The organism is Variovorax sp. 10N412, assembly GCF_056394985.1.
Map to the genome: position 1 here is coordinate 342,912 of NZ_JBFTIO010000006.1, position 18,997 is coordinate 361,908.

The 18,997-nt window shown below is 67.6% G+C and carries 19 protein-coding genes; 13 read left to right on the forward strand and 6 right to left on the reverse strand.

Features of this window, described 5'->3' with window-relative positions; all coding sequences use genetic code 11:
* Positions 1-19: 19 nt before the first annotated feature.
* The 12 genes from AC1DJH_RS17365 (at position 20) to AC1DJH_RS17420 (ending at position 12,509) form a co-directional block, all read left to right on the forward strand.
* Entirely contained in the window at positions 20-652 is a 633-nt protein-coding gene (locus AC1DJH_RS17365) for a DUF3540 domain-containing protein (protein ID WP_472126682.1), read from the forward strand.
* Between the two features lie 29 nt (positions 653-681).
* A complete protein-coding gene (locus AC1DJH_RS17370) occupies positions 682-1,077 on the forward strand; it encodes a DUF4150 domain-containing protein (protein WP_435437781.1) in 396 nt (131 codons plus the stop codon).
* A gap of 69 nt (positions 1,078-1,146) precedes the next feature.
* Positions 1,147-3,492 carry a type VI secretion system Vgr family protein gene (locus AC1DJH_RS17375; RefSeq protein WP_478186519.1) on the forward strand — a complete coding sequence of 782 codons (2,346 nt, stop codon included), beginning with the start codon at positions 1,147-1,149 and terminating at the stop codon, positions 3,490-3,492.
* A 3-nt stretch (positions 3,493-3,495) separates the two neighbouring features.
* Complete coding sequence (locus tag AC1DJH_RS17380) at positions 3,496-3,972, forward strand: DUF6484 domain-containing protein (protein ID WP_478186520.1); 477 nt, start codon at positions 3,496-3,498, stop codon at positions 3,970-3,972.
* A gap of 17 nt (positions 3,973-3,989) precedes the next feature.
* A complete protein-coding gene (locus AC1DJH_RS17385; RefSeq protein ID WP_478186521.1) occupies positions 3,990-5,042 on the forward strand; it encodes a DUF2169 family type VI secretion system accessory protein in 1,053 nt (350 codons plus the stop codon).
* Between the two features lie 2 nt (positions 5,043-5,044).
* On the forward strand, positions 5,045-6,112 hold the full coding sequence (locus tag AC1DJH_RS17390) for a hypothetical protein (protein ID WP_478186522.1): 1,068 nt from the start codon (positions 5,045-5,047) through the stop codon (positions 6,110-6,112).
* 3 nt (positions 6,113-6,115) lie between these two features.
* Positions 6,116-7,045, forward strand: coding sequence for a DUF4150 domain-containing protein (locus AC1DJH_RS17395; RefSeq protein ID WP_478186523.1), 930 nt, complete (start codon positions 6,116-6,118; stop codon positions 7,043-7,045).
* An 11-nt stretch (positions 7,046-7,056) separates the two neighbouring features.
* Entirely contained in the window at positions 7,057-7,965 is a 909-nt protein-coding gene (locus tag AC1DJH_RS17400) for a type VI immunity family protein (RefSeq protein ID WP_478186524.1), read from the forward strand.
* A complete protein-coding gene (locus AC1DJH_RS17405; protein WP_478186525.1) occupies positions 7,937-8,647 on the forward strand; it encodes a hypothetical protein in 711 nt (236 codons plus the stop codon). The genes AC1DJH_RS17400 and AC1DJH_RS17405 overlap by 29 nt, the downstream gene beginning before the upstream one ends.
* Positions 8,648-8,657: 10 nt before the next feature.
* Complete coding sequence (locus tag AC1DJH_RS17410) at positions 8,658-9,917, forward strand: TIGR02270 family protein (RefSeq protein ID WP_478186526.1); 1,260 nt, start codon at positions 8,658-8,660, stop codon at positions 9,915-9,917.
* A gap of 88 nt (positions 9,918-10,005) precedes the next feature.
* Positions 10,006-11,700: a type VI secretion system-associated FHA domain protein TagH gene (tagH, locus tag AC1DJH_RS17415; RefSeq protein ID WP_478186527.1), complete on the forward strand. Its 1,695-nt coding sequence runs from the start codon at positions 10,006-10,008 to the stop codon at positions 11,698-11,700.
* Between the two features lie 14 nt (positions 11,701-11,714).
* Positions 11,715-12,509 carry a PP2C family protein-serine/threonine phosphatase gene (locus AC1DJH_RS17420; protein ID WP_478186528.1) on the forward strand — a complete coding sequence of 265 codons (795 nt, stop codon included), beginning with the start codon at positions 11,715-11,717 and terminating at the stop codon, positions 12,507-12,509.
* 26 nt (positions 12,510-12,535) lie between these two features.
* On the opposite strand, the gene AC1DJH_RS17425 is transcribed toward AC1DJH_RS17420, so the two are convergent.
* From AC1DJH_RS17425 to tssA, 6 genes are all read right to left on the reverse strand, one after another.
* Entirely contained in the window at positions 12,536-13,519 is a 984-nt protein-coding gene (locus AC1DJH_RS17425; protein WP_478186529.1) for a peptidoglycan-binding domain-containing protein, read from the reverse strand.
* Between the two features lie 19 nt (positions 13,520-13,538).
* Entirely contained in the window at positions 13,539-14,399 is an 861-nt protein-coding gene (locus AC1DJH_RS17430) for a hypothetical protein (protein ID WP_478186530.1), read from the reverse strand.
* 83 nt (positions 14,400-14,482) lie between these two features.
* On the reverse strand, positions 14,483-14,956 hold the full coding sequence (locus AC1DJH_RS17435; RefSeq protein ID WP_409171041.1) for an Hcp family type VI secretion system effector: 474 nt from the start codon (positions 14,954-14,956) through the stop codon (positions 14,483-14,485).
* Positions 14,957-15,194: 238 nt separating this feature from the next.
* Entirely contained in the window at positions 15,195-16,688 is a 1,494-nt protein-coding gene (gene tssC / locus AC1DJH_RS17440) for a type VI secretion system contractile sheath large subunit (RefSeq protein WP_472126647.1), read from the reverse strand.
* A gap of 43 nt (positions 16,689-16,731) precedes the next feature.
* Positions 16,732-17,247: a type VI secretion system contractile sheath small subunit gene (gene tssB / locus AC1DJH_RS17445; protein WP_472126644.1), complete on the reverse strand. Its 516-nt coding sequence runs from the start codon at positions 17,245-17,247 to the stop codon at positions 16,732-16,734.
* 58 nt (positions 17,248-17,305) lie between these two features.
* Positions 17,306-18,343 (reverse strand): type VI secretion system protein TssA, encoded by a 1,038-nt coding sequence (tssA, locus tag AC1DJH_RS17450; RefSeq protein ID WP_478186531.1) that lies wholly within the window; start codon positions 18,341-18,343, stop codon positions 17,306-17,308.
* A 71-nt stretch (positions 18,344-18,414) separates the two neighbouring features.
* On the opposite strand from tssA, the gene tssJ reads away from it, so the two are divergent.
* Entirely contained in the window at positions 18,415-18,927 is a 513-nt protein-coding gene (tssJ, locus tag AC1DJH_RS17455) for a type VI secretion system lipoprotein TssJ (protein ID WP_472126638.1), read from the forward strand.
* The last annotated feature ends 70 nt before the right edge of the window (positions 18,928-18,997 follow it).

Here is an 18,997-nt window from a genome sequence, read left to right on the forward strand (position 1 = left end):
CACAACGAAGGAACTGGCCATGAACGACACCACAGCGACATCTGCAGCGGCACGGGCCCCCGCGCCTTCGCGCGGGCGCAGGCGGCAGCCCGCCGAAGCCATCGGCGGCACCTGGTGCGTCGGCATCCTGGCCTTCGATGCGGCGGGCCGGAGCGTGGTCACCAGCGGCGCGCTGCGCCTGCAGGCCGCGCGCGCGGCCAGCTGCCTGCTCGAACCGGCCGCCGGCGACAGCGTGGCCTGCCTGCGCATCGCGCCCGACGAGGTCTGGATCATGGCCGTGCTGCAGCGCGAGGAAGGCACGGCCAACGTGGTGGGCTGCCCCGGCAACCTGCGCATCGCCGTGGAGGGCGGGGCGCTCGACATCGATGCCCGGCAGCTGCGCGTGAGCGCCGACACCGCCGAGCTCGTCGGCCGGCAGCTGAGCGTGGTCGGCACCGGCATCAAGCTCGTGGGCTCGGTGCTGTCCTCGGTGATGGACCGGGTGCAGCACTTCAGCCGGCACTACCTGCGCACCACCGAGGGCATCGACCGCGTGGCCGCCACGCACGTCGAGGTCGAGGCGAAGCAGCTGCTGCGGCTCGAAGGCGAGCACACGCTGGTGAACGGCCGCGAGCTCATCAAGGCGCGCGGCGCGCAGATCCACTTCGGCTGAAGCCGCAACCCACCCAGGGAGCAGACGAGATGTTCGCCAACTGCCAGCTGATGGGCACCGACATGGGCTTTCCCGATGTCTGCATCACGCCCGCCGCGCCGTCGCCCATTCCGGTGCCGTACCCCAACATCGCGATGGGGCCCATGGCCATTCCCAACTGCCCCACCATTTTGGTGATGGGCGCACCGGCCCACAACCTGGGCACCAGCATTCCGATGACCAACGGCGACAACCCCGGCGTGCTGCTGGGCGTGGCCTCGGGCACCGTGATGGGACCGAGCCGCCATCTCACGGGCGCCTTCACCGTGCTGTGGAACGGCATGCCCGCCACGCGGCTCACCAGCGTGTCGCTGCAGAACAGCACCAATTGCCCGGGCGTGCGCACCGTGCCGAGCCAGCCGCTGGTGGTGCTGCTGGCGCCGTAGGCTGCGCGGCTGCGTTGGCGGTGTGGCGGTGCGGTTCGGGAGGGGAACGAAAGAAAAGGGGCGGAAAGCATGGCCGATCACAAGTTCAGCATCCAGGGCGATTCGCCCGTAGTCGACAAGCTCATGTTCTGGCGCATCGTGGGCCACGAGGTGCTGGCGCGCCCCTCGGCCTACGAACTCACCGTGCTCACTGACAACGAAAGCATCGATGCCGCGGACATACTGGGCCGCTCCTTCGACGTCGTGATCGAGTTCGCCGATGCCGACGGCGGCACCCACAAGCGGCACTGCCAGGGGCATGCCATGCGCTTCATGCGCGTGGCGCAAAGTGGACGCTTCACCGAATACCGCATCAGCCTGCGCTCGTGGTTCTGGCTGTTGAGCAAGCGCGTCAACGCACGAATCTTGCAGGACAAGCCGGTGCTGGGCGTTATCGATGCCGTGCTCGAAGACAGCCCCGTCGGCAGCCTCAAGAAGATCAAGTCGGGTGGCGTGGTCGGCCCCCACGTGCCGCACGTGTACTGCGTGCAATACCGGGAGAGCGACTACCAGTTCCTCTCGCGCCTTCTGGAAGAAGAGGGCATCTACTACTGGTTCGACGCGCACGATGCGCCCGGCACCCTGTACCTGTCCGACACCAGCACGCTGGCGCACGACAAGCTGCCCGTTACTGACACGCTGAACCACGTCGAGCGCGGCGCATCGGAAGGGCGCTTCAACGAGATCACGCGTTGGATCAGCTCGCGCCAGTTCGAGTCGGGCAAGTTCGCGTCGCGCGACCGTGATTTCAAGGTCATCAGCAAGCAGTTGCGCGCGGACAAGGGCGACCCCGACACGCATGAGCTGGCGGACCTGGAGGTGTTCGAGTTTCCGGGCGGCTATGCCTCGGGCGACGACACCGACAACGTCGCGCAGCTGCGGCTCGACGAACTCGTCGGCCGGCGGCAACGCCACTGGGCACTGACCGGCTGGCCCGACGTGACGGCCGGGCGCAGCTTCACGTTCAAGGGGGACCCCGACGGCAAGCGCGACGGCGACTACCTGATCGCGGCCTGCACCTTCGTCGCGAGCCACCCCGGGTACGAAGGCGCGAACTTTCCCGAGAACCGGCGTTCGATCGACGTCGTGCTGCACGACGCGCTGGCTGACGACCCCGTCAACACCGGCCTGAGCGGACTGGTGGGCGACCTGATCGCAGAGACGCCGGCGCTGAGCACCGGCCAGCGCGCGAGCAGCAGTTTCTTGCTCACGGTGATTCCGCTGAACACGCCCTGGCGCCCGCCGCGCCTGACGCCGCGTGTCACCATGCCCGGCCCGCAGAGCGCCATCGTCACGGGCCGCAGCGGTGAGCAGATCTGGACCGAGGAGCACGGCCGCGTGAAGGTGCAGTTCCACTGGGACCGCTACGGCAAGAACGACGAGAACAGCTCGTGCTGGGTGCGCGTGTCGCACCCCTGGGCCGGCAAGAGCTGGGGCGCGATCAGCATCCCGCGCATCGGCCAGGAAGTGATCGTCGATTTTCTGGACGGCGACCCCGACCAGCCCATCATCGTCGGGCGCTTCTACAACGGCGAATCGATGGCGCCCTTCGGCCTGCCGGCCGGCGCCGTGGTGAGCGGCATCAAGTCGAACACGCACAAGGGCAAGGGCTACAACGAGCTGTCGATGGACGATACCGCCGGCAAGGAGAAGGTGACCATCCACGGCCAGTACGACATGAACACCACGGTCGAGAACAATCAGACGACCACCGTGCACAACAGCCGCACCGACACCATCGATGTGGACGACTCGGAGAGCGTGGGCAACAACCAGACGCAGCACGTCGGCGTCAACCAGACCATCTCGATAGGCTCCAACCGCGGCGAGACCGTGGGCGGCACCGAGACCATCACCATCACCGGCCATCGCACCGAGACCGTGAACGGCGGCGAGACCGTGACCGTGACCGGCGGGCGCAGCCATACCGTCAATGGGATGCAGACCACCACGATCTCGGTGGCCGAGGCGCATACCGTGGGCGCGGGCCGCATGCACAGCGTGGGCGCGGGAGAGGCCATCAACGTGGGCGGCGTGCAGACCGTGAGCGTCGGCGGTGCGCAGATGGTGAGCGTGGGCGGGGTGCAGAAAGTGAGCGTGGGCGCGCTGCAGTCGATCTCCGTGGGCGGCCCGCACAAGCTCTCTGCCGCGGTGATCTCCGAAACATCGAAGGGGCCGATCAAGATCAAGGCGGGCGCCATCTGCATGGTCGAGGCGCCCACCATCATGCTCAAGGCGGGCGGCAGCAAGATCGTCATGAACGCCAGTGGCATCACCATCAAGGGCGCCAAGATCACCATCAAGGCCGACGGCACTGCGTCGTTCAAGGCCGGCGGCTCGATCAAGATCAAAGGCTCCAACCTGGGGGAGGACTGAGCCGTGGAAGACCACACCGATCTCCGGAGCGCGCGCAGCGTGCTGCACAGCGTCGCGGCCTGGTCGAAGCTGTCGGGCCAGGGCGTGGCGGTGGCCGCCTTTGCCGGCTTCGATGCCGAGGGGCGCTTCCTGGTCACGCTGGGCGAAGGGATGGCGCCGGTGCAGGCGCTCTCGACAGTAGGCCTGGCGCCTGGCGATGCAGGCGCGGCCATCGTCGTGGCCTTCGAGCAGGGCGAGGTGCGACACCCGGTCATCGTCGGACGCGTGCAGCCGCCGCGCACCGAGGCACCTCCGGCGCTCGATGTGCGCGTGGATGGCGAGCGCGTCGTGCTGCAGGGGCGCGAGCGCATCGAGCTGCGCTGCGGCGACGCCAGCATCGTGCTCACGCGTGCAGGCAAGGTGCTGATCAACGGCAACTACGTGCTCTCTCGCTCGCGCGGCGCCAATCGCGTCAAGGGTGCCTACGTTGGCATCAACTGACGAACGAGGCACACCCGATGTGGCAGCTCGACAACCGCACACCCTATGCCGCCGAACGCACCTGGGTGCGCGACCGCGACGGAGCGGAGATCTGGCTCGTGGCGGTGAAGTGCAGCTTCGATATTTCGCCCGATGGCGAGACGAGCGTCGCCGCCGAACAACCACCTGTCGCGCAGGCGCCCGTCTTCGTCGACGAGGCCGCGCCCCGGCCCAGCCTGCTCTACGAGATGGACCTGGTGCGCGCCAAGCAGACGACCGACGTGCTGCTGCTCGGCAATGCGCATGCGCCCGGCGGCGTGCCCGTGACGCAGCTCGACGTGGGCCTGCGCGTCGGCCCGATCGCCAAGCGCCTGCGCGTGACCGGCGACCGCGTGTGGCTCGGCGGCGCGCCATCGGAGCCCGAGCCTTTCAGCACCATGCCGCTGGTGTGGGAGCGCGCATACGGCGGCGTCGATCCGTGGACTCGCGATGCGCCGTTGCCGCAGTTCGATCTGCGCAATCCGGTGGGCACGGGCTTCGTGATGGAGGCCGCGCATGCGGAAGGTGTGCGACTGCCGAATATCGAATATCCGGATCAATGCGTTCGGGCATGGAGTGACAAACCGGAGCCTGCGGGGTTCGGGCCGCTGTGCAATCACTGGCAGCCGCGCGCGGCGCTTGCGGGGACGTATGACGAGGTGTGGCAACGGGATCGGTTGCCGCTGCTGCCGGTGGATTTCGATGATCGGCATTACCAGTGCGCGCCTGTGGACCAGCAGGCGCCGCAGTTTCTGATGGGCGACGAGCCGGTGCTGATGGTGCATCTGGCGCCGCAGCCGCAGATCCGCTTCGCGCTGCCTCGTGTGCTGCTGGGCTTCGAAACCTTCTTCTCCGACGGCACGCAGGTGCTGCATGAGCGACCGCAGTTGCACACGGTGATCCTCGAGCCGGCAGTGATGCGCGTTTCGTTGGTCTGGCACAGCGCGCTGCCTTGCCACCCCAAGGTTCATAAGCTGCGGAAGACGCGCATCGTGGAGAAACGGCTACTGCGCCTGGGCGAGACCGTGCCCGAGCAAGCGGTGGAGGCCTGAGCATGGCCGCCAGCGCATTGCAGATCCTGGGGCTCGGCGCCAGCACCCCGATAGGGCGCAATGTGTGGGCCAGTGCCGCGGCTGCGCGCGCTGGCGTGTGTGGCTTCTCCGAGCACCCTTACATGGTCGACACGGCCGGCGAGGCGATGCGTGTCGCGCGAGCGCCCTGGCTCGACGTGGGCCTCGACGGTGCCGCGCGCCTGGGCGCGCTGCTGCTGCCGGCCATCGAGGAAGCGTTGGCACCGTTGACGGAGCTTGGCGGAAGCGTGTCACCGCGCATCGGCCTTGCACTGGCACTGCCGCCGCCGCGCCCCGGGCAGCCTGATGGCTTGGGCGATGACGTGTTGAAGGCCATACGGCAGCGCATGGGTGATCGATTCCCCCGCATCGCCCGCTTCGAAGTCGGCCATGCAGCAGGCCACATGGCCGTCGCCGCCGCCGAGGCTGGTTGTGCGCGTGACGCCTTCGATGCGTGCGTGGTGGCGGGCACCGACTCGTACCTCGCACCCGAGACGCTCGAATGGGTCGAAGCCTGCGATCAACTCCACGGCGGCGGCCCGTTCAACAATGCCTGGGGCTTCATCCCCGGCGAGGCCGCCGGCGCGGTGTTGTTCGGAACGCCTCGCTTGGCGCAGCTGTGCTGCATCGCGCCGCTGGGTGAACTGGTGTCGGTTGGGATCGGCATGGAGTCCAAGCTCATCAAGACGGACTCGGTGTGCATCGGCGAGGGCTTGACCCAGGCCTTTCGCTCCGCGCTGCGGGGCCTTGCACCTGGCGAGCAAGTGCACAACGTGTTCTGCGATCTCAACGGAGAGCCCTACCGGGCCGACGAGTTCGGCTTTGCCACGCTGCGCAACGGAGAACACTTTCGGGCGGCATCGGATTTCATCGCGCCAGCCGACTGCTGGGGTGACGTGGGTGCGGCGGGGTCGCCGCTGCACATGGCGCTGGCTGTCATCGCCAATCGCAAGCGCTACGCCAAGGGGCCGCTGTCGATGGTATGGGGCAGCTCCGAATCGGGCGAACGCGGGGCGGTGCTGGTGCGCTGCGCCGAACCGATGAGAGGCTGAGTCATGCCGCTCACCATCAGGGTCAATGGCACCAGTCTCACGCTGGTCCACAAGTTCAGCATCGGCATCAGCACCGCGACGATCCCCGACGTGTGCAAGACGCCTAGCCCCGGTGGTCCCGTGCCGGTCCCCTATCCGAACATCGCCAACTCGATCACGCTGTCGAGCGGCACCAGCACCGTCAAAGGCGACAAGGCGATGGCTGCGAACAAGGGTTCGAAGTTCGCCATCTCCAACGGTGACAACGCAGGTGTGGCGGGGGGCGTGAAGTCCAGCACCTTCATGAAGGAGGCAACCTGGATCCTCTACTCCTTCGACGTGAAGATGGACGGCAAGAACACGGCCCGGCTCACGGACAAGATGTTCCACAACTCGGAGAACGCGGCGAATCTGGGTGGGGTGGCTCAGCAGCCGCTGATCGATAAGCTGGACGACGACCAAGCCTTGGCGCAGAAACTCTGCGAAGCCGCCTGCAAGGCGATGGAAAAGAAGAAGAAGGGCGACAACAAGGCCAAGAAGAAGGCCAAGCAGAACAAGAAGAAGCAGAAGCCCTCGACCAGCAAGTTCCAGAATGAGATGCGCAACCTGCTGGACCCGCGCAAGCGTGGGACCAAGAATCCGGGGCTGCTCACGGAGGTCGGGCAGGCGGGCAAGGACCTCATCGGCAAATGGGGTTCCAAGGTCGCCAATGGTCGTGCCTTCGTCAAGTGGGACATCGTCATTACCGCGGCTGGAGTCACCCCCGGAGTGAAGTCGCTGGAAGTCAAGGACATCAAGCATTTCGTCGAGGTCAAGTTTCCGAAAGACACGCTCACCAAGAATCAGCAGTCTCTGATGGACTCGATGCCGAAATCGCAGAAGGACAAAGTAACTACCATGACCGTCGGCACCGATCCCAATGCCAAACCCCCTCCCGACTGTTTGTGCACTTGAAAGGACGTCATATGGATGCCGAGAAGTTCACCCTTAAATTCGACAAGCGCGTGGCGGTGGTGCCTTGTCTGGAGCTCGTCGCGTTTTCGTTCGGAGTTCCCACCGACGGCGCCGGGTTCGCGAGATTCCTGCGTGTGTTCTGCGAGGCGTTTGGTGATCGCCTGTCGGTCTATCGCACGGGCGACATGAAGCGCTTCCGTCCCTTCGATCCCCAGGTACTCGAGGGACCGCGCCACTGGTTCTCCGACCCCGCGCTGTTGGCGACCAAGGTGCTGGGATTCGAGGCGCATGCGGGTGCTACTGCGCGCGACATCGCCGCGCCGGCGCTCGACATATCGTTGATGGGCAACTTCGAACCCCAGCGCTATGTGTTCCGAATGGTCCTGCCAGTCGAGTCGGGCGACAGCCCGGACCAGGTGGTGCGGCTGGCCCAGGATGCGCTCGCCGAGTTTCCGTTGGCGAGCGGCTACTGCGGCTACTCGCTGCTTTGGGACCGCGACCCTTCGGTGGACCAGGTGATCTGCGAGTGGGCCGCCCCATTGTTGCGACGCCATCCGGGCCTCGGCTATGGCAAGCCGCTGTCTATCGCGAATGCCTCCGAGACGGGCCTGGCTGTGGTGAGCTGGTTGACCCTGCTCGGCCCCGCATTGACGGCCGCGCTGGGGGGGGGCGAGGCATTGGCGCGGAACGCGCCCGCGGAAGTGAGCGTGCTGCCGCTGAGTCCGGGCGGGGTGATGTTGCGCGCCGGAGAGGCGCCTGCACTGGGGGATTTGAACCGGCGCGATCCTCTGCCCGTCTACCACGCCGTCGGCCGCCTGGCAGCGCCCGTCGTGGCGCCGGACGAGGCACTCGACGAGGTCGCGGTCGATGGCATGCAGGGAGACGACGCCTATGAGTGGTTTCGACGTTTCTTCGTCTGAGCGCTACAGCGGTCTGCTCCTGCTGGAGGTGACACCGGCGCAGCGTCCCGCAGGTGCGATCGAGGTGGTGGAGCGGGGGCTTCGCAACTTCATCGATGCGATCGGCGCTGGCTTCTTCTTCCCCGCAAGGCTGCGTCCTTCGGCGCCGCTGGAACTTTGGGTCGCAGGTGCGTCAGTGCACGGCCGGGTGGACGTCGACGATCTGCCCGTGACGGCCCTGGGCGTGCTGGCCGGCATGCTGGCGGATGGGCGCCACAGCGACGCCTTCATCCAGTCCGCGCATGCCGTTCTCGGACATCGCGAGTTCGACCTGCTGGCCGATAGTGGGGTGCGTCCGGCGATGCCGGATTCCCCGCCCTTCGAAGTCGAGTTCCCGGAGGACATGGGAGGTAACTACGCCCTGCTTGTGGAGATCGAATTCGCGCTGCCGGTGCCCCCGGATGTGAGCCCGAAGCTTCTCTCCACCCTGGCGTTGTGGGACGCCCTCACGTTGGCCTATCCTCTGGATCCTGACCTTCCCGTGGAAGTCGGCGGTGCGCAAGCCATGTTCAACGATCCGCGCACGATCCACTATCACGAATGGGTCTGGGACAACGCCGACGCCGAGGCGTGGGATCTCATCGTCAATCTGTGCTGCGCCTGGCACGAGACACTGCCCATCGTGCGGCTGCACTTCGAATAGGAGCTTGCCTGTGGACTACGACACGCTGTCTTCCGTTGTCGCCGAGCACGCCGACGAAGCCTCTTTCCTCTGGCTCCAACGCGCCAGCGCAGTCCACGCCCCCAACTACTCGCCCCAGCAATTCGCCGACCTCGACGAGCGCCTCTCCGCCCACATCGACGGCCTGCGCGTTGCCGGCGATGAAGGCTGGCAGCATGCCCTGGCGATCACCGACAACGAAGGCCCCGAAGACTTCTTCGTCGCCGCCGTGCTCGCCGTCGAGGCAGTCGCCGGCCGTTTCGACGATCTGGTCGAGCGTGCCAAGGACCTGCCCGAGGTCGTGCCCGGCCTGATCTCCGCGCTGGGCTGGGTCGAGCCGAAGTATCTTGGCGGCCGCGTCAAGGCCTTGCTCGAAGACGCCTCGCCATTGCGGCAGAAGCTCGGCGTGGCGGCCTGCGCGCTGCATCGACGCGATCCGGGCGCATTGCTTGGGCAACTGCTCGCAGGTGCGCCAGACAGCGTGCGTATCCGCGCACTGCGTGCAGCCGGCGAGCTGGGCCGTGCCGACCTGCTGCCGCAGGCCCAAGCGCTGCTCGGCGAGCCCAAGCCCGAGCTGCGCTTCTGGGCCGCGTGGGCGGCGGTGCTGCTCGGCGACCGGGCGCAGGCGCTGGATGTGCTCGCAGCCTCTGCGCTGAAGAGCGGGCCGCGCCAGCCGCGCGCCTTCCAGCTCGCGCTGCAGGCGATGGAGCTGGCATCGGGTCACGCGCTGCTGCTCGACAGCGCCGCGCTGCCCGAGGCGCAGCGCCTGCGCATCATCGGCTCTGGCTTCATCGGTGACGCGCGTTACGTGCCCTGGCTCATTGAGCAGATGGCGCAGCCGGCCACGGCGCGCATCGCGGCCGAGGCCTTCGTGACCATCACGGGCGTTGACTTCAACCTCGCGCAGATGGAAGTTCCGCCACCCGACGGCTTCGAGGACGGTCCGACCGACGACCCCGATGACGACAACGTGGAGTTGCCCGAGGACATTGCCCTGCCCTGGCCCGACATCGACAAGATCCGCGCGTGGTGGCAGCAGAACGGTGCGCGCTTCGCCCCCGGCGTGCGGCTCTTCATGGGGCAGCCGGTCTCGCCCGACGGCTGTACGGGCGTACTGCGTGAGGGATTCCAGCGCCAGCGCGTGTCAGCGGCGCTGCATCTTGCGCTGATCGATGCGCGCGCGCCGCTGTTCGCAACCAGTGCGCCGGCGTGGCGGCAGCAGCGCTGGCTCGGCGACGGCATACCTCTTTAGGTGAGATTGCCAACACGCCCCACGGAATGAATACTCCTTGCGAGTTTGTTCGGGCGCATTCAGGCACAGAGCCTTCGGGGGCCGATTCATGATCCATATCGCTGTCATCACCCGGCAAGGCGCTCCGGCGGGGCAGGCCATTGCCGCGGACTTCGGGCCCAGCGGCGGCACCATCGGGCGCGCCGACACCAACACGCTGGTGCTCGACGACCCCGACCGCACCGTGTCGCGCGTGCATGCGCAGGTGCTGTGCCGTGACGGGCACTACTTCGTGATCGACCGCGGCAGCAACGCGATGCAGTGCAACGGCGTGCCGCTGGGCTCGGGCAAGGAAGCGGCGTTGACCGACGGCGCGCGGCTGGTGGTGGGCAGCTTCGAACTCGCGGTGCGCGTGCAGGCATCGGCCGCCACGCCGGCCGCACCGGTGATTCCGAGCACGCTGATGGGCGGGCCCGCGGCCGCGGCATCGAGCGACGATCCCTTTGCCGACCTGCTCGCGGGGCTGGGGTCGCCGGCATCGGCCCCATCGGCCTCATCGCAGGTTGCGGCACCGTCCGCCGCGCACGCCGACGCGCTGCTGTTCCCCGACCCGATGGCCGGCGGCTCGCGCAACGCGCAGGCCGACAGCATCGACCCCTTCGCCAACCTGCTCGGGCCCGCGTCGTCCGCCGCGCCCTCGCGCGGCGCCGGCGCGCTCGACGACTTCTCCGACCTCGGCGCGCCGCCCGCGCACGGCAGGGCCGCGGGCATCGACGACCTGTTCGGTGGCATGGGCAGCGGCGGCGCGGGCGGTGGCATCGGCGGCGACCCGCTCGCGCTGTCGCCGCTGGCCGATCCGCTGCTGCAGCCCAACACCGCCTCCGACGCCGACCCGCTGGCCGCGCTGCAACGCGCGGCGCCGGCCACGTCGGCCGCGCGCGCCGACCATCTGCCGATCGATCAGTTCGGCTTCAACCCGCCGAAGGCCATCACCCCACCCGCGCCGCCCGCGCCCGTCCAGCCTGTCGCGCAGTTCGACGACATGACCGGCCAGCCGATCCGCATCGTCGGTCCCGAGGGCCCGGCCAAGGCCTTCGAGCCATCACCTCCTCCTTCTTCTCCTCCGCCTGTCTACGCGGCGCCACCGCCGCCGGTCCAGCGCCCGGCCGCGCCGCCCGCCCCGCGCACCGCCACCGACGACGAACTGCTCGCGGCCTTCCTGCGCGGCCTGGCCAGCACGCACCAGGCGCCCGAGCTGCTCACGCCGGGCCTGATGGAGCGCATCGGCGCCATGCTGCGCAGCGCCACCGAAGGCACGCTGCAGCTGCTGCTCACGCGCCAGGAGTTCAAGCGCGAGGTACGCGCCGAGGTCACCATGATCGCGGCGCAGGCCAACAACCCGCTGAAGTTCTCGCCCACGGTCGAGGTGGCGCTGGCGCACCTGCTGGGTCCGGGCGTGCGCGGCTTCATGCCACCCGAGGCCGCGATGCGCGACGCCTTCAACGACCTGCGCGCACACCAGTTCGGCGTGATGGTGGGCATGCGCGCGGCGCTGGCCCATGTCATCGGCCGCTTCGAGCCGGCGGAGCTGGAGAAGAAGATCAGCGCGAAGACCGCGCTCGACGCCCTCTTCAGCGCCAACCGCAAGGCCCGGCTCTGGGACCAGTTCGTGTCGCTGTACGGCGGCATCGCGACCGAGGCCGAGGACGACTTCCACAGCCTCTTCGGCAAGGCCTTCCTCGAGGCCTACGAAGAGCAGATGGCGCGCCTGAAGCACAACGACGCCGGCAACCCCCACAGCTGAAGCGAGGCACCCGCTTGGAAATCGAAATCGTCACGCTCTCCCGGCAGGGCGGGCGCAGCTACAACGAGGACGTGCACGGCCACTGGCACGACGAACGCTTCGTCGCCTGCCTGGTGGCCGACGGCGCGGGCGGCCATGGCGGCGGCGACGTGGCGGCGGCCACCGCGCGCGCCAGCGTGCTGGCGGGCTTTGCGGCTGCGCCGGGGCTCGACGAGCCCACGCTGCGCCGGCTGGCGGAGCAGGCCAACCTCGACGTGGTGGCGCGCCAGGCCGAGGGCGGCAAGCTCGCGGGCATGCGCTCGACCCTGGTGTTCGCGGCCATCGACCTGGAGAGCCAGTCGCTGGCCTGGGTGCACAGCGGCGACAGCCGGGCCTACCTTTTTCGCGGCGGCGCCATCGTGGCGCGCACCACCGACCACAGCCTGGTGCAGCAGATGGTGGCCGGCGGCATGCTCGACGAAGAGGGCGCGCGCCTGCATCCGCAGCGCAACATGCTGCTGTCGGCGCTCGGCTCGGTGGAAGAGGCGCCCGACATCGCCGTGTCGGACCGCATGCGCCTGCTGCCGGGCGACGTGCTGCTGCTGTGCAGCGACGGCGTGTGGGAGCCGCTGGGCGACGAGCGCCTGATCGACACGCTGCACGCCTCGCGCACGCCCAGCCAGTGGACCGAGCTGATCGACGCGCAGGTCAAGGCCAACGCCAAGCCGGGCTACGACAACTACACCGCGCTCACGCTGTGGGTGATCGAAGAGGATGCCGACGAGACGCGCCTGATGGAGCCGGTGGCCGAGCCGAAGCCGAGCGCCTGAACACCTTCAGGCGCCGGTGCAGCCGGCTAGGCGCTCACCAGCAGGTGCGCGTTCAGGTCGAACGGAATACCGGCCGCGTCGAAGGCGTGCTGCGCGTAGCAGTCGGCGTTGTGCGTGCGTTGCCAGGGCAGCAGCTTCTGGTACTTGCCGTCCTTGTGGTGTGCGTAGGCGTAGTCGGTGACGCTGTTCTGCGTTTCCGCGACCGGGCCGACGTAGTGCGCCGTCTCGTGGATCAGCACGTAGGAGAAGGCGTCGCTGTCGAGGTTCTGCATGCGGGCGCACAGGTAGATGCTCCCCCGGGGGATGCCGTTCCAGTTCTGGTTGCGTTGCGAAAGGTCGTAGCCGCCGGCGAAAGTGAAGGCGTAGGCGCCTTCGTTGCTGGTGACCGGCTCGTCCGTCGCCAGCACCAGTCCGCGCGGCACGTACCCGAGCGCCGTCTGCATGTTGAGGTAGATGCTGTCCACGAAGCCCAGGGCGGTGCTCCAGCCGCTGGCACCGGGGAACTTGTCGATCTGGAAGTGCTTCGCGGCCTTTTCCCAGTCGGACTTGCCGATGCCCCAGGTGTTGGGCTTGCCGGTCTTGAAGTAGCGTGCCCGGTCGACCGACATCCGTGCCAGGTTGATGATGTGCATGGCGCGTGCGCGATGCTTCTGCATTTCGGCGGGCAGGTCGGCATAGGTGCCTGCGGCGCTGCACAGCGCCTTGTCGGTCCGCTTGCCCGGATCGATCACGCCGTCGGCGCCTTCGAGGCCGAAATGCTTCTTCTGGAAACCGGTCACGCCCTTCAGCGTGAGCGGCCCGAACTTTCCGTCCACGACCAGCGCGGGGCTGGGGCCGCCTTCCAGCGGCGTGAAGCGGTTGAGCGCCTCCTGCACCTTGCGCACGTCGGGTGCCGTGTTGCGGCAGCGCGCCGCCGAGCCGACCGGGGCACTCAGCCCCAGCACGGTGCCGGTGGAACTGCCGAGGCTGTCGAATTGCCGGCAGCCGTCGGTTCCACAGAATGCCGTCATGCCTGTGTTGCTCATGGGTTCAGACCTTTTCTGCAGTGAGTGCGCCGCCGCGGTTGGAGCTGCCCGTCATCGCGCCGCCGGAGCCCTTGAAGGTCTCGACCGTCGCCACGTTCGAGGTGAGCGGCGTCCAGTTGATCTTCAGCCCGCTGCTGCCGGTGAAGGTGCAGGCGCCGCCGTTCTGGCGGTTGCTCATGGGCGCGGTCGGCGTCATGGGACGCGTGTAGGTCCAGCTCGCCCCGCTCTTCGCATCGATGAGGTAGTAGTAGACCTGCCCTTCCTGCTGCACCTTCCACCAGCCGCGCGCCCATTCGGGCGTGGGCGTCTTCGGGGCGCTCACCGGCAGGCTGGCGAACATGGTGTCGAGGATGGCGTCGACCTCCTCGTCGCTCGCGGTCTTCAGGAAGATCTTCAGCGCGGCCTCGAAGCCGGTGCGCTGCGACGAAGGCGGCTGCTTGTACGGATTGGTGGCGTAGGTGGCGCCGGTGTTCTTCATGCTGAAGTTCACCCAGTCGATGTGGATGTGATCTTCATGGCGGGTGTCGGCGCTGTAGTTGCCGGCTTCCAGCTTGCGCCCGCCGTAGCCGGTGCCGTCGGCGCCGCGCACCCAGAAGTGCACCGGCCCGCCGGAGCCGGGGTTGCGCACGGTGAAGATGAACGCCGACCACTGCATGGCCTCGAAGTTCTTCACCAGGCCGGCCATGATGCGCCGGCCGATGCGCGCGTCGGCGTCCCTCTTGTAGTTCAGCATGATGTCCAGCGCGATGCCGGAGGTGTGCCGCGTGCCGGGCTGGATGTTGTTGCCGGCGTCCAGCTTGACGTTCGGGAACTCGTCCTTCAGCACCGTCATCAGCGTCGCGATGGCAGGCGAGATCTCGGCCATGGTGTGTTCTCCTTGGGGCCAGGTCGGGGCGCCGCCCTTGCGGCGCGCACGATCGCATTTCCGATGCGTTCCCGCGCGCTCGCTCAGCGCGTTTCGGTCGAGCGCGTGTCCCAGCCGAACTTGATGTCGCCACCCATGGTGCCGTCCGCCTTCTGCGGCTTGTAGGCGATCTCGATGTCGCCGTAGGAAACGGCCACGCTCTCGTGCACTTCGCCGCCCTGCGCCGCGCTCACGTTGAAGTCGGCGATGCGCACTTCCTTGAAGGTGATGGTCATGAAGGTCTGCTGGCCTTCGCCGGACTTGGCCATCACGAGCGTGGCCTTGTCGAAATGCTTGCCGTTGGCGCAGGCCTTGGCCAGCGTGGGCGAAGAGCTGTCGAACTTCTTGGTCAGGGTGACCATGCCCGGCGAGCCCTTGCCGACGGAAGAGCCGCCGCCGACCGTGCAGGTGGCGTTGTGCACGTTCCAGCTCCAGCTCATGAGCTCGATCTCTTCCTTGTGGTCCTTGTGCGCGGCTTCGCCCTTGACGCCGTCGATCTTGAAATGGCAGTCGATCATGTTGCTTCTCCTGAGTGGCCTTGCGATGCGGCCGGGGTTGCTGAAAATGCGCTTCGAGGCCCATCCTCGAATTCCTCGCCGGCGGGAGCCTTGTGAAGTCCGTCGCCCGGCTGCTTCTAGAACGAAGACGCTGGGCGGGTTTCAAAGGCGTTGCGGCGTGTCTTTCACAAAAAAGATGCGGTCCGTGTGTGGCTCGTATGTGGCTCGTATGTGGCCCGTCTGTGGCCTCCGTGCCGGCCTACTTGCCGCCCTTGGCCGACGGCAGCTTGGACACCAGCCGCAGCGACACCGTGAGGCCTTCGAGCTGGTAGTGCGGGCGCAGGAAGAACTTGGAGGTGTAGTAGCCGGGGTTGCCCTCGACCTCTTCCACCACCACCTCGGCGGCGGCCAGGGGCTTTTGCGCCTTGGTGGTCTCCGACGAGTTGACGGGGTCGCCGTCCACGTAATTCATGATCCACTTGTTCAGCCAGCGCTGCATTTCCTCGCGCTCCTTGAAGCTGCCGACCTTGTCGCGCACGATGCACTTGAGGTAGTGCGCAAAGCGGTTGCAGGCGAACAGGTAGGGCAGGCGCGCGGCCAGGTTGGCGTTGGCGGTGGCGTCGGGGTCGTCGTACTCGGCCGGCTTGTGCAGCGACTGCGCGCCGATGAAGGCCGCGAAGTCGGAGTTCTTGCGGTGAATGAGCGAGAGCAGCCCGGCCTTGGACAGCTCGGCCTCGCGCCGGTCGCTGATGGCGATTTCGGTGGGGCACTTCTGGTCGACGCCGCCGTCGTCGCTCGGGAAGGTGTGCAGCGGCAGGTTCTCCACCGCGCCGCCCGACTCGATGCCGCGAATGCGCGAACCCCAGCCGTACAGCTTGTACGAGCGGTTGATGTTGGTGGCCATGGCGTAGGCGGCATTGGCCCAGGCGTACTTGCCGTGGTCCGCGCCGGCGGTGTCTTCCTCGAAGTCGAACTCCTCCACCGGGTTGGTGTTGGCGCCGTAGGGCGTGCGCGCCAGGAAGCGCGGCATGCACAGGCCCAGGTACTTGGCGTCGTCCGATTCGCGCAGCGAGCGCCAGCCGGCGTACTCGGGCGTGAGGAAGATCTTGGTCAGGTCGCGCGGGTTCGCAAGCTCCTGCCACGACTCCATCTGCATCAGGTTGGGGCTCGCGCCGGTGATGAAGGGCGCATGCGCCGAGGCGGCGATCTTGGCCATCTCGCCGAGCAGTTCCACGTCGGGCGGGCTCTGGTCGAAGTGGTAGTCGCCCACCAGCGCGCCGAAGGGCTCGCCGCCGAACTGGCCGTACTCCTGCTCGTAGATCTTCTTGAACATCGGGCTCTGGTCCCAGGCCGCGCCCTTGAATTTCTTGAGGTTCTTGGCTAGGTCCGTCTTGGAGATGTCCATCACGCGGATCTTCAGGTGCTCGTCGGTCTCGGTGTTGTTCACCATGTAGTGCAGGCCGCGCCACGCACTCTCGAGCTTCTGGTAGTCGGGGTGGTGGATGATCTTGTTCACCTGGTCGGTGAGCTTGGCGTCGATCGCGGCGATCATGGCCTGGATCGACTTGGTCACGTCCTTGCCGATGACGGTGCTGTTGCTCAGCGCCTGCTGCGCCAGCGTGAGCACCGCGGCTTCGACGGCGCTCTTGGCTTCGTCGCTGCGCGGCTTGAATTCCTTTTGCAGCAGCGACGAAAAGTCGCTGCCCGCGTACGCGACATCTTTCAGCGCGCTCTGTTCGAGTGCTTCGGCCATGGTGGGTTACTCCTCGTGTACCGGTGGTTCAGGCGAATGGGGTTCAGGCGGCGGGGGCGCTGCCGTCTTCGGGCTTCTTGCTGGCGGCCAGCGTCTGCAGCAGGGCCGGGTCTTCGAGCACCTTGGCGAGCAGGTCTTCGGCGCCGCCCTTGCCGTCCATGTAGGTCACCAGGTTCGACAGCTGCGTGCGCGCCTCGAGCAGCTTGTTCAGCGCACCGACCTTGCGGGCCACGGCGGCGGGCGAAAAGTCTTCCATGTTCTCGAAGGTGAGCTCCACCTTCAGGTCGCCCTCGCCGGTGAGCGAGTTCTCCACCGCGAATGCAGCGCGCGGCTTCATGGCCTTCATGCGCGAGTCGAAGTTGTCGACGTCGATCTCCAGGAACTTGCGATCGGCCACGGCCGCCAGCGGGTCGGCCGGCTTGCCCGACAGGTCGGCCAGCACGCCCATCACGAAGGGCAGCTGCACCTTCTTCTCGGCGCCGTAGAGCTCCACGTCGTACTCGATCTGGACCCGGGGCGCCCGGTTGCGGGCGATGAATTTCTGACTGCTCTTGGCCATGGAGATGCTCCTTGCGATGTGAATGAGGGGCGGGGGTGGAAGGCGTGGAAGTTGGTGCTCAGTCGGACGGGCGGCGGCCCGTGACCGTTTCGATGGTGTCCATCGCGTTCGGCGCGAGGTTGGCCATGATCTCGAGGAAGCTCACGCCGATGAGCTTCTTGGCGCGCTCGATCAGGAGCGGCGCGGGGTTGCCGGGCTCGGCCTGCTCGAGGTAGCGGATCACGCGGTCGAGCATCTGCACGGCGTCCTGGCGGTTCTGGATCTCGCCGCGCGCCGCGGCGCGCGGCGAGGAAGCGCCCGCGGCCTGCGGGTCGGAACCGTCATCGGCGGCGCTGTCCGCCGCCGCATCGGCCGGCGCACCGCTCGCGGCGGCGCAGGCCTTGTTCAGCACGCGGGCGATGGCGCGCAGCGGATCGAGGTCGACCACGTCGGCACGGCCGGTGCGCTCGACGACGAGCTTCTGCAGCCGGTCGACGAACCCCGCCACGTCCGCGGCGGCGCGGATCGCTTCGGGCTGCTCGGCCTGGATGGCCTCCAGGCCGCCCTGCACCTGCGCCATCGAGTAGGTGGCCTCGCCGCCGACGGCGGTGAGCGTGTTGTGCGCAATGGCGATGTCGCGCACGCGGACCGGCCCCACGCCGCGCGCCATGCCGACCTGCGCCTCGTACAGGTCGCGCAGGCCCATGGCCTCGTCGGTGAGCGGTGCGAGCGCGTTCAGGCGCATCGTCGGGTCGTTGTCGTCGTCGGCATCGAGCTTTGGATGTATGCCGTCCCAGAAGGTGTCGAGCAATCCGTCGAGCAGCTGCAGCCCTGCGGCGAAGCCGGTCACGCCCTGCAGGTGCGCGGACGCACGCAGCAGCAGCACGGCGGCGCGCACGTCCTTGCTGCGCCGCAGGATGCCTTCGGCGCGCTCGCCGACGTCGCGCCAGTCGGGTTCGACCGCGGGGATCACGGTGTCGCCGAACTGCTGCTCGGCCTTGCCTTGCGCGGCTGCGACGAGCGCCATGAAGTCGGCGTCGTATTCCAGATCGTCGCCGCACGGCGCAGCCTCGCCGATGGGCGCGAGCAGTGTGGCTGCAAGTTCTTGATTCAGCATGTTGCCTGTTCGAGTTCGCTGGTGATAATCAAAGAAGCACCTGAACCGGTCAATGCAACGAAGGGAATAGCATGCGCACGCTGGGTACACACCATTCGTCCTATGAGGGTCTCCTTGCCGCTGCCGCGCGACGCCGCATCGCCGTTCTTGGCCTTGCTGCAGCGGGTCTTCTGATGGCGGGTTGCGCGGCCAAGCCGGTGGTCACCACGGTGGCCGTCACGCTCACGGCCGGCGCCGATGCCAACCCCGATGCACGCGGGCGCGCGTCGCCGCTCACGGTGCGCGTGTACGCCATGAAGGCGCCGGGCCCGTTCGAAGGCGCCGACTTCTTCTCGCTGTTCGAGAAGGACCAGGCTACGCTCGGCGCCGAACTCGTGCAGCGCGAAGAGGTGCTGCTGCGCCCCGGCGAAAGCAAGAAGCTCGACTTCAACCTGCCGCCCGATGCCAAGTCCATCGGCGTGATGGCGGCCTACCGCGACCTGGACCGTGCGCGCTGGCGCGAGGTGCGGCCCGTGACCACGGGCAAGGCGCAATCGCTCGACGTGAACTTCGGCGCGCGCCAGATGCGCATCGAAAACAAATAGGCTCGAGAAATAGGCTCGCCCCCAGGCTGCGCGCACTTCGTGTCGCTTCTCCTTCCCCCTACCGGGGGCA

What these genes read in the sequence shown, in the direction of transcription:
- AC1DJH_RS17365 (WP_472126682.1), top strand. Translation starts at nt 20, where the DNA reads ATGAACGACACCACAGCGACATCTGCAGCGGCACGGGCCCCCGCGCCT.
- AC1DJH_RS17370 (WP_435437781.1), top strand. Translation starts at nt 682, where the DNA reads ATGTTCGCCAACTGCCAGCTGATGGGCACCGACATGGGCTTTCCCGAT.
- AC1DJH_RS17375 (WP_478186519.1), top strand. Translation starts at nt 1,147, where the DNA reads ATGGCCGATCACAAGTTCAGCATCCAGGGCGATTCGCCCGTAGTCGAC.
- AC1DJH_RS17385 (WP_478186521.1), top strand. Translation starts at nt 3,990, where the DNA reads ATGTGGCAGCTCGACAACCGCACACCCTATGCCGCCGAACGCACCTGG.
- AC1DJH_RS17390 (WP_478186522.1), top strand. Translation starts at nt 5,045, where the DNA reads ATGGCCGCCAGCGCATTGCAGATCCTGGGGCTCGGCGCCAGCACCCCG.
- AC1DJH_RS17395 (WP_478186523.1), top strand. Translation starts at nt 6,116, where the DNA reads ATGCCGCTCACCATCAGGGTCAATGGCACCAGTCTCACGCTGGTCCAC.
- AC1DJH_RS17400 (WP_478186524.1), top strand. Translation starts at nt 7,057, where the DNA reads ATGGATGCCGAGAAGTTCACCCTTAAATTCGACAAGCGCGTGGCGGTG.
- AC1DJH_RS17405 (WP_478186525.1), top strand. Translation starts at nt 7,937, where the DNA reads ATGAGTGGTTTCGACGTTTCTTCGTCTGAGCGCTACAGCGGTCTGCTC.
- tagH (WP_478186527.1), top strand. Translation starts at nt 10,006, where the DNA reads ATGATCCATATCGCTGTCATCACCCGGCAAGGCGCTCCGGCGGGGCAG.
- AC1DJH_RS17425 (WP_478186529.1), bottom strand. Translation starts at nt 13,519, where the DNA reads ATGACGGCATTCTGTGGAACCGACGGCTGCCGGCAATTCGACAGCCTC.
- AC1DJH_RS17430 (WP_478186530.1), bottom strand. Translation starts at nt 14,399, where the DNA reads ATGGCCGAGATCTCGCCTGCCATCGCGACGCTGATGACGGTGCTGAAG.
- AC1DJH_RS17435 (WP_409171041.1), bottom strand. Translation starts at nt 14,956, where the DNA reads ATGATCGACTGCCATTTCAAGATCGACGGCGTCAAGGGCGAAGCCGCG.
- tssC (WP_472126647.1), bottom strand. Translation starts at nt 16,688, where the DNA reads ATGGCCGAAGCACTCGAACAGAGCGCGCTGAAAGATGTCGCGTACGCG.
- tssB (WP_472126644.1), bottom strand. Translation starts at nt 17,247, where the DNA reads ATGGCCAAGAGCAGTCAGAAATTCATCGCCCGCAACCGGGCGCCCCGG.
- tssA (WP_478186531.1), bottom strand. Translation starts at nt 18,343, where the DNA reads ATGCTGAATCAAGAACTTGCAGCCACACTGCTCGCGCCCATCGGCGAG.
- tssJ (WP_472126638.1), top strand. Translation starts at nt 18,415, where the DNA reads ATGCGCACGCTGGGTACACACCATTCGTCCTATGAGGGTCTCCTTGCC.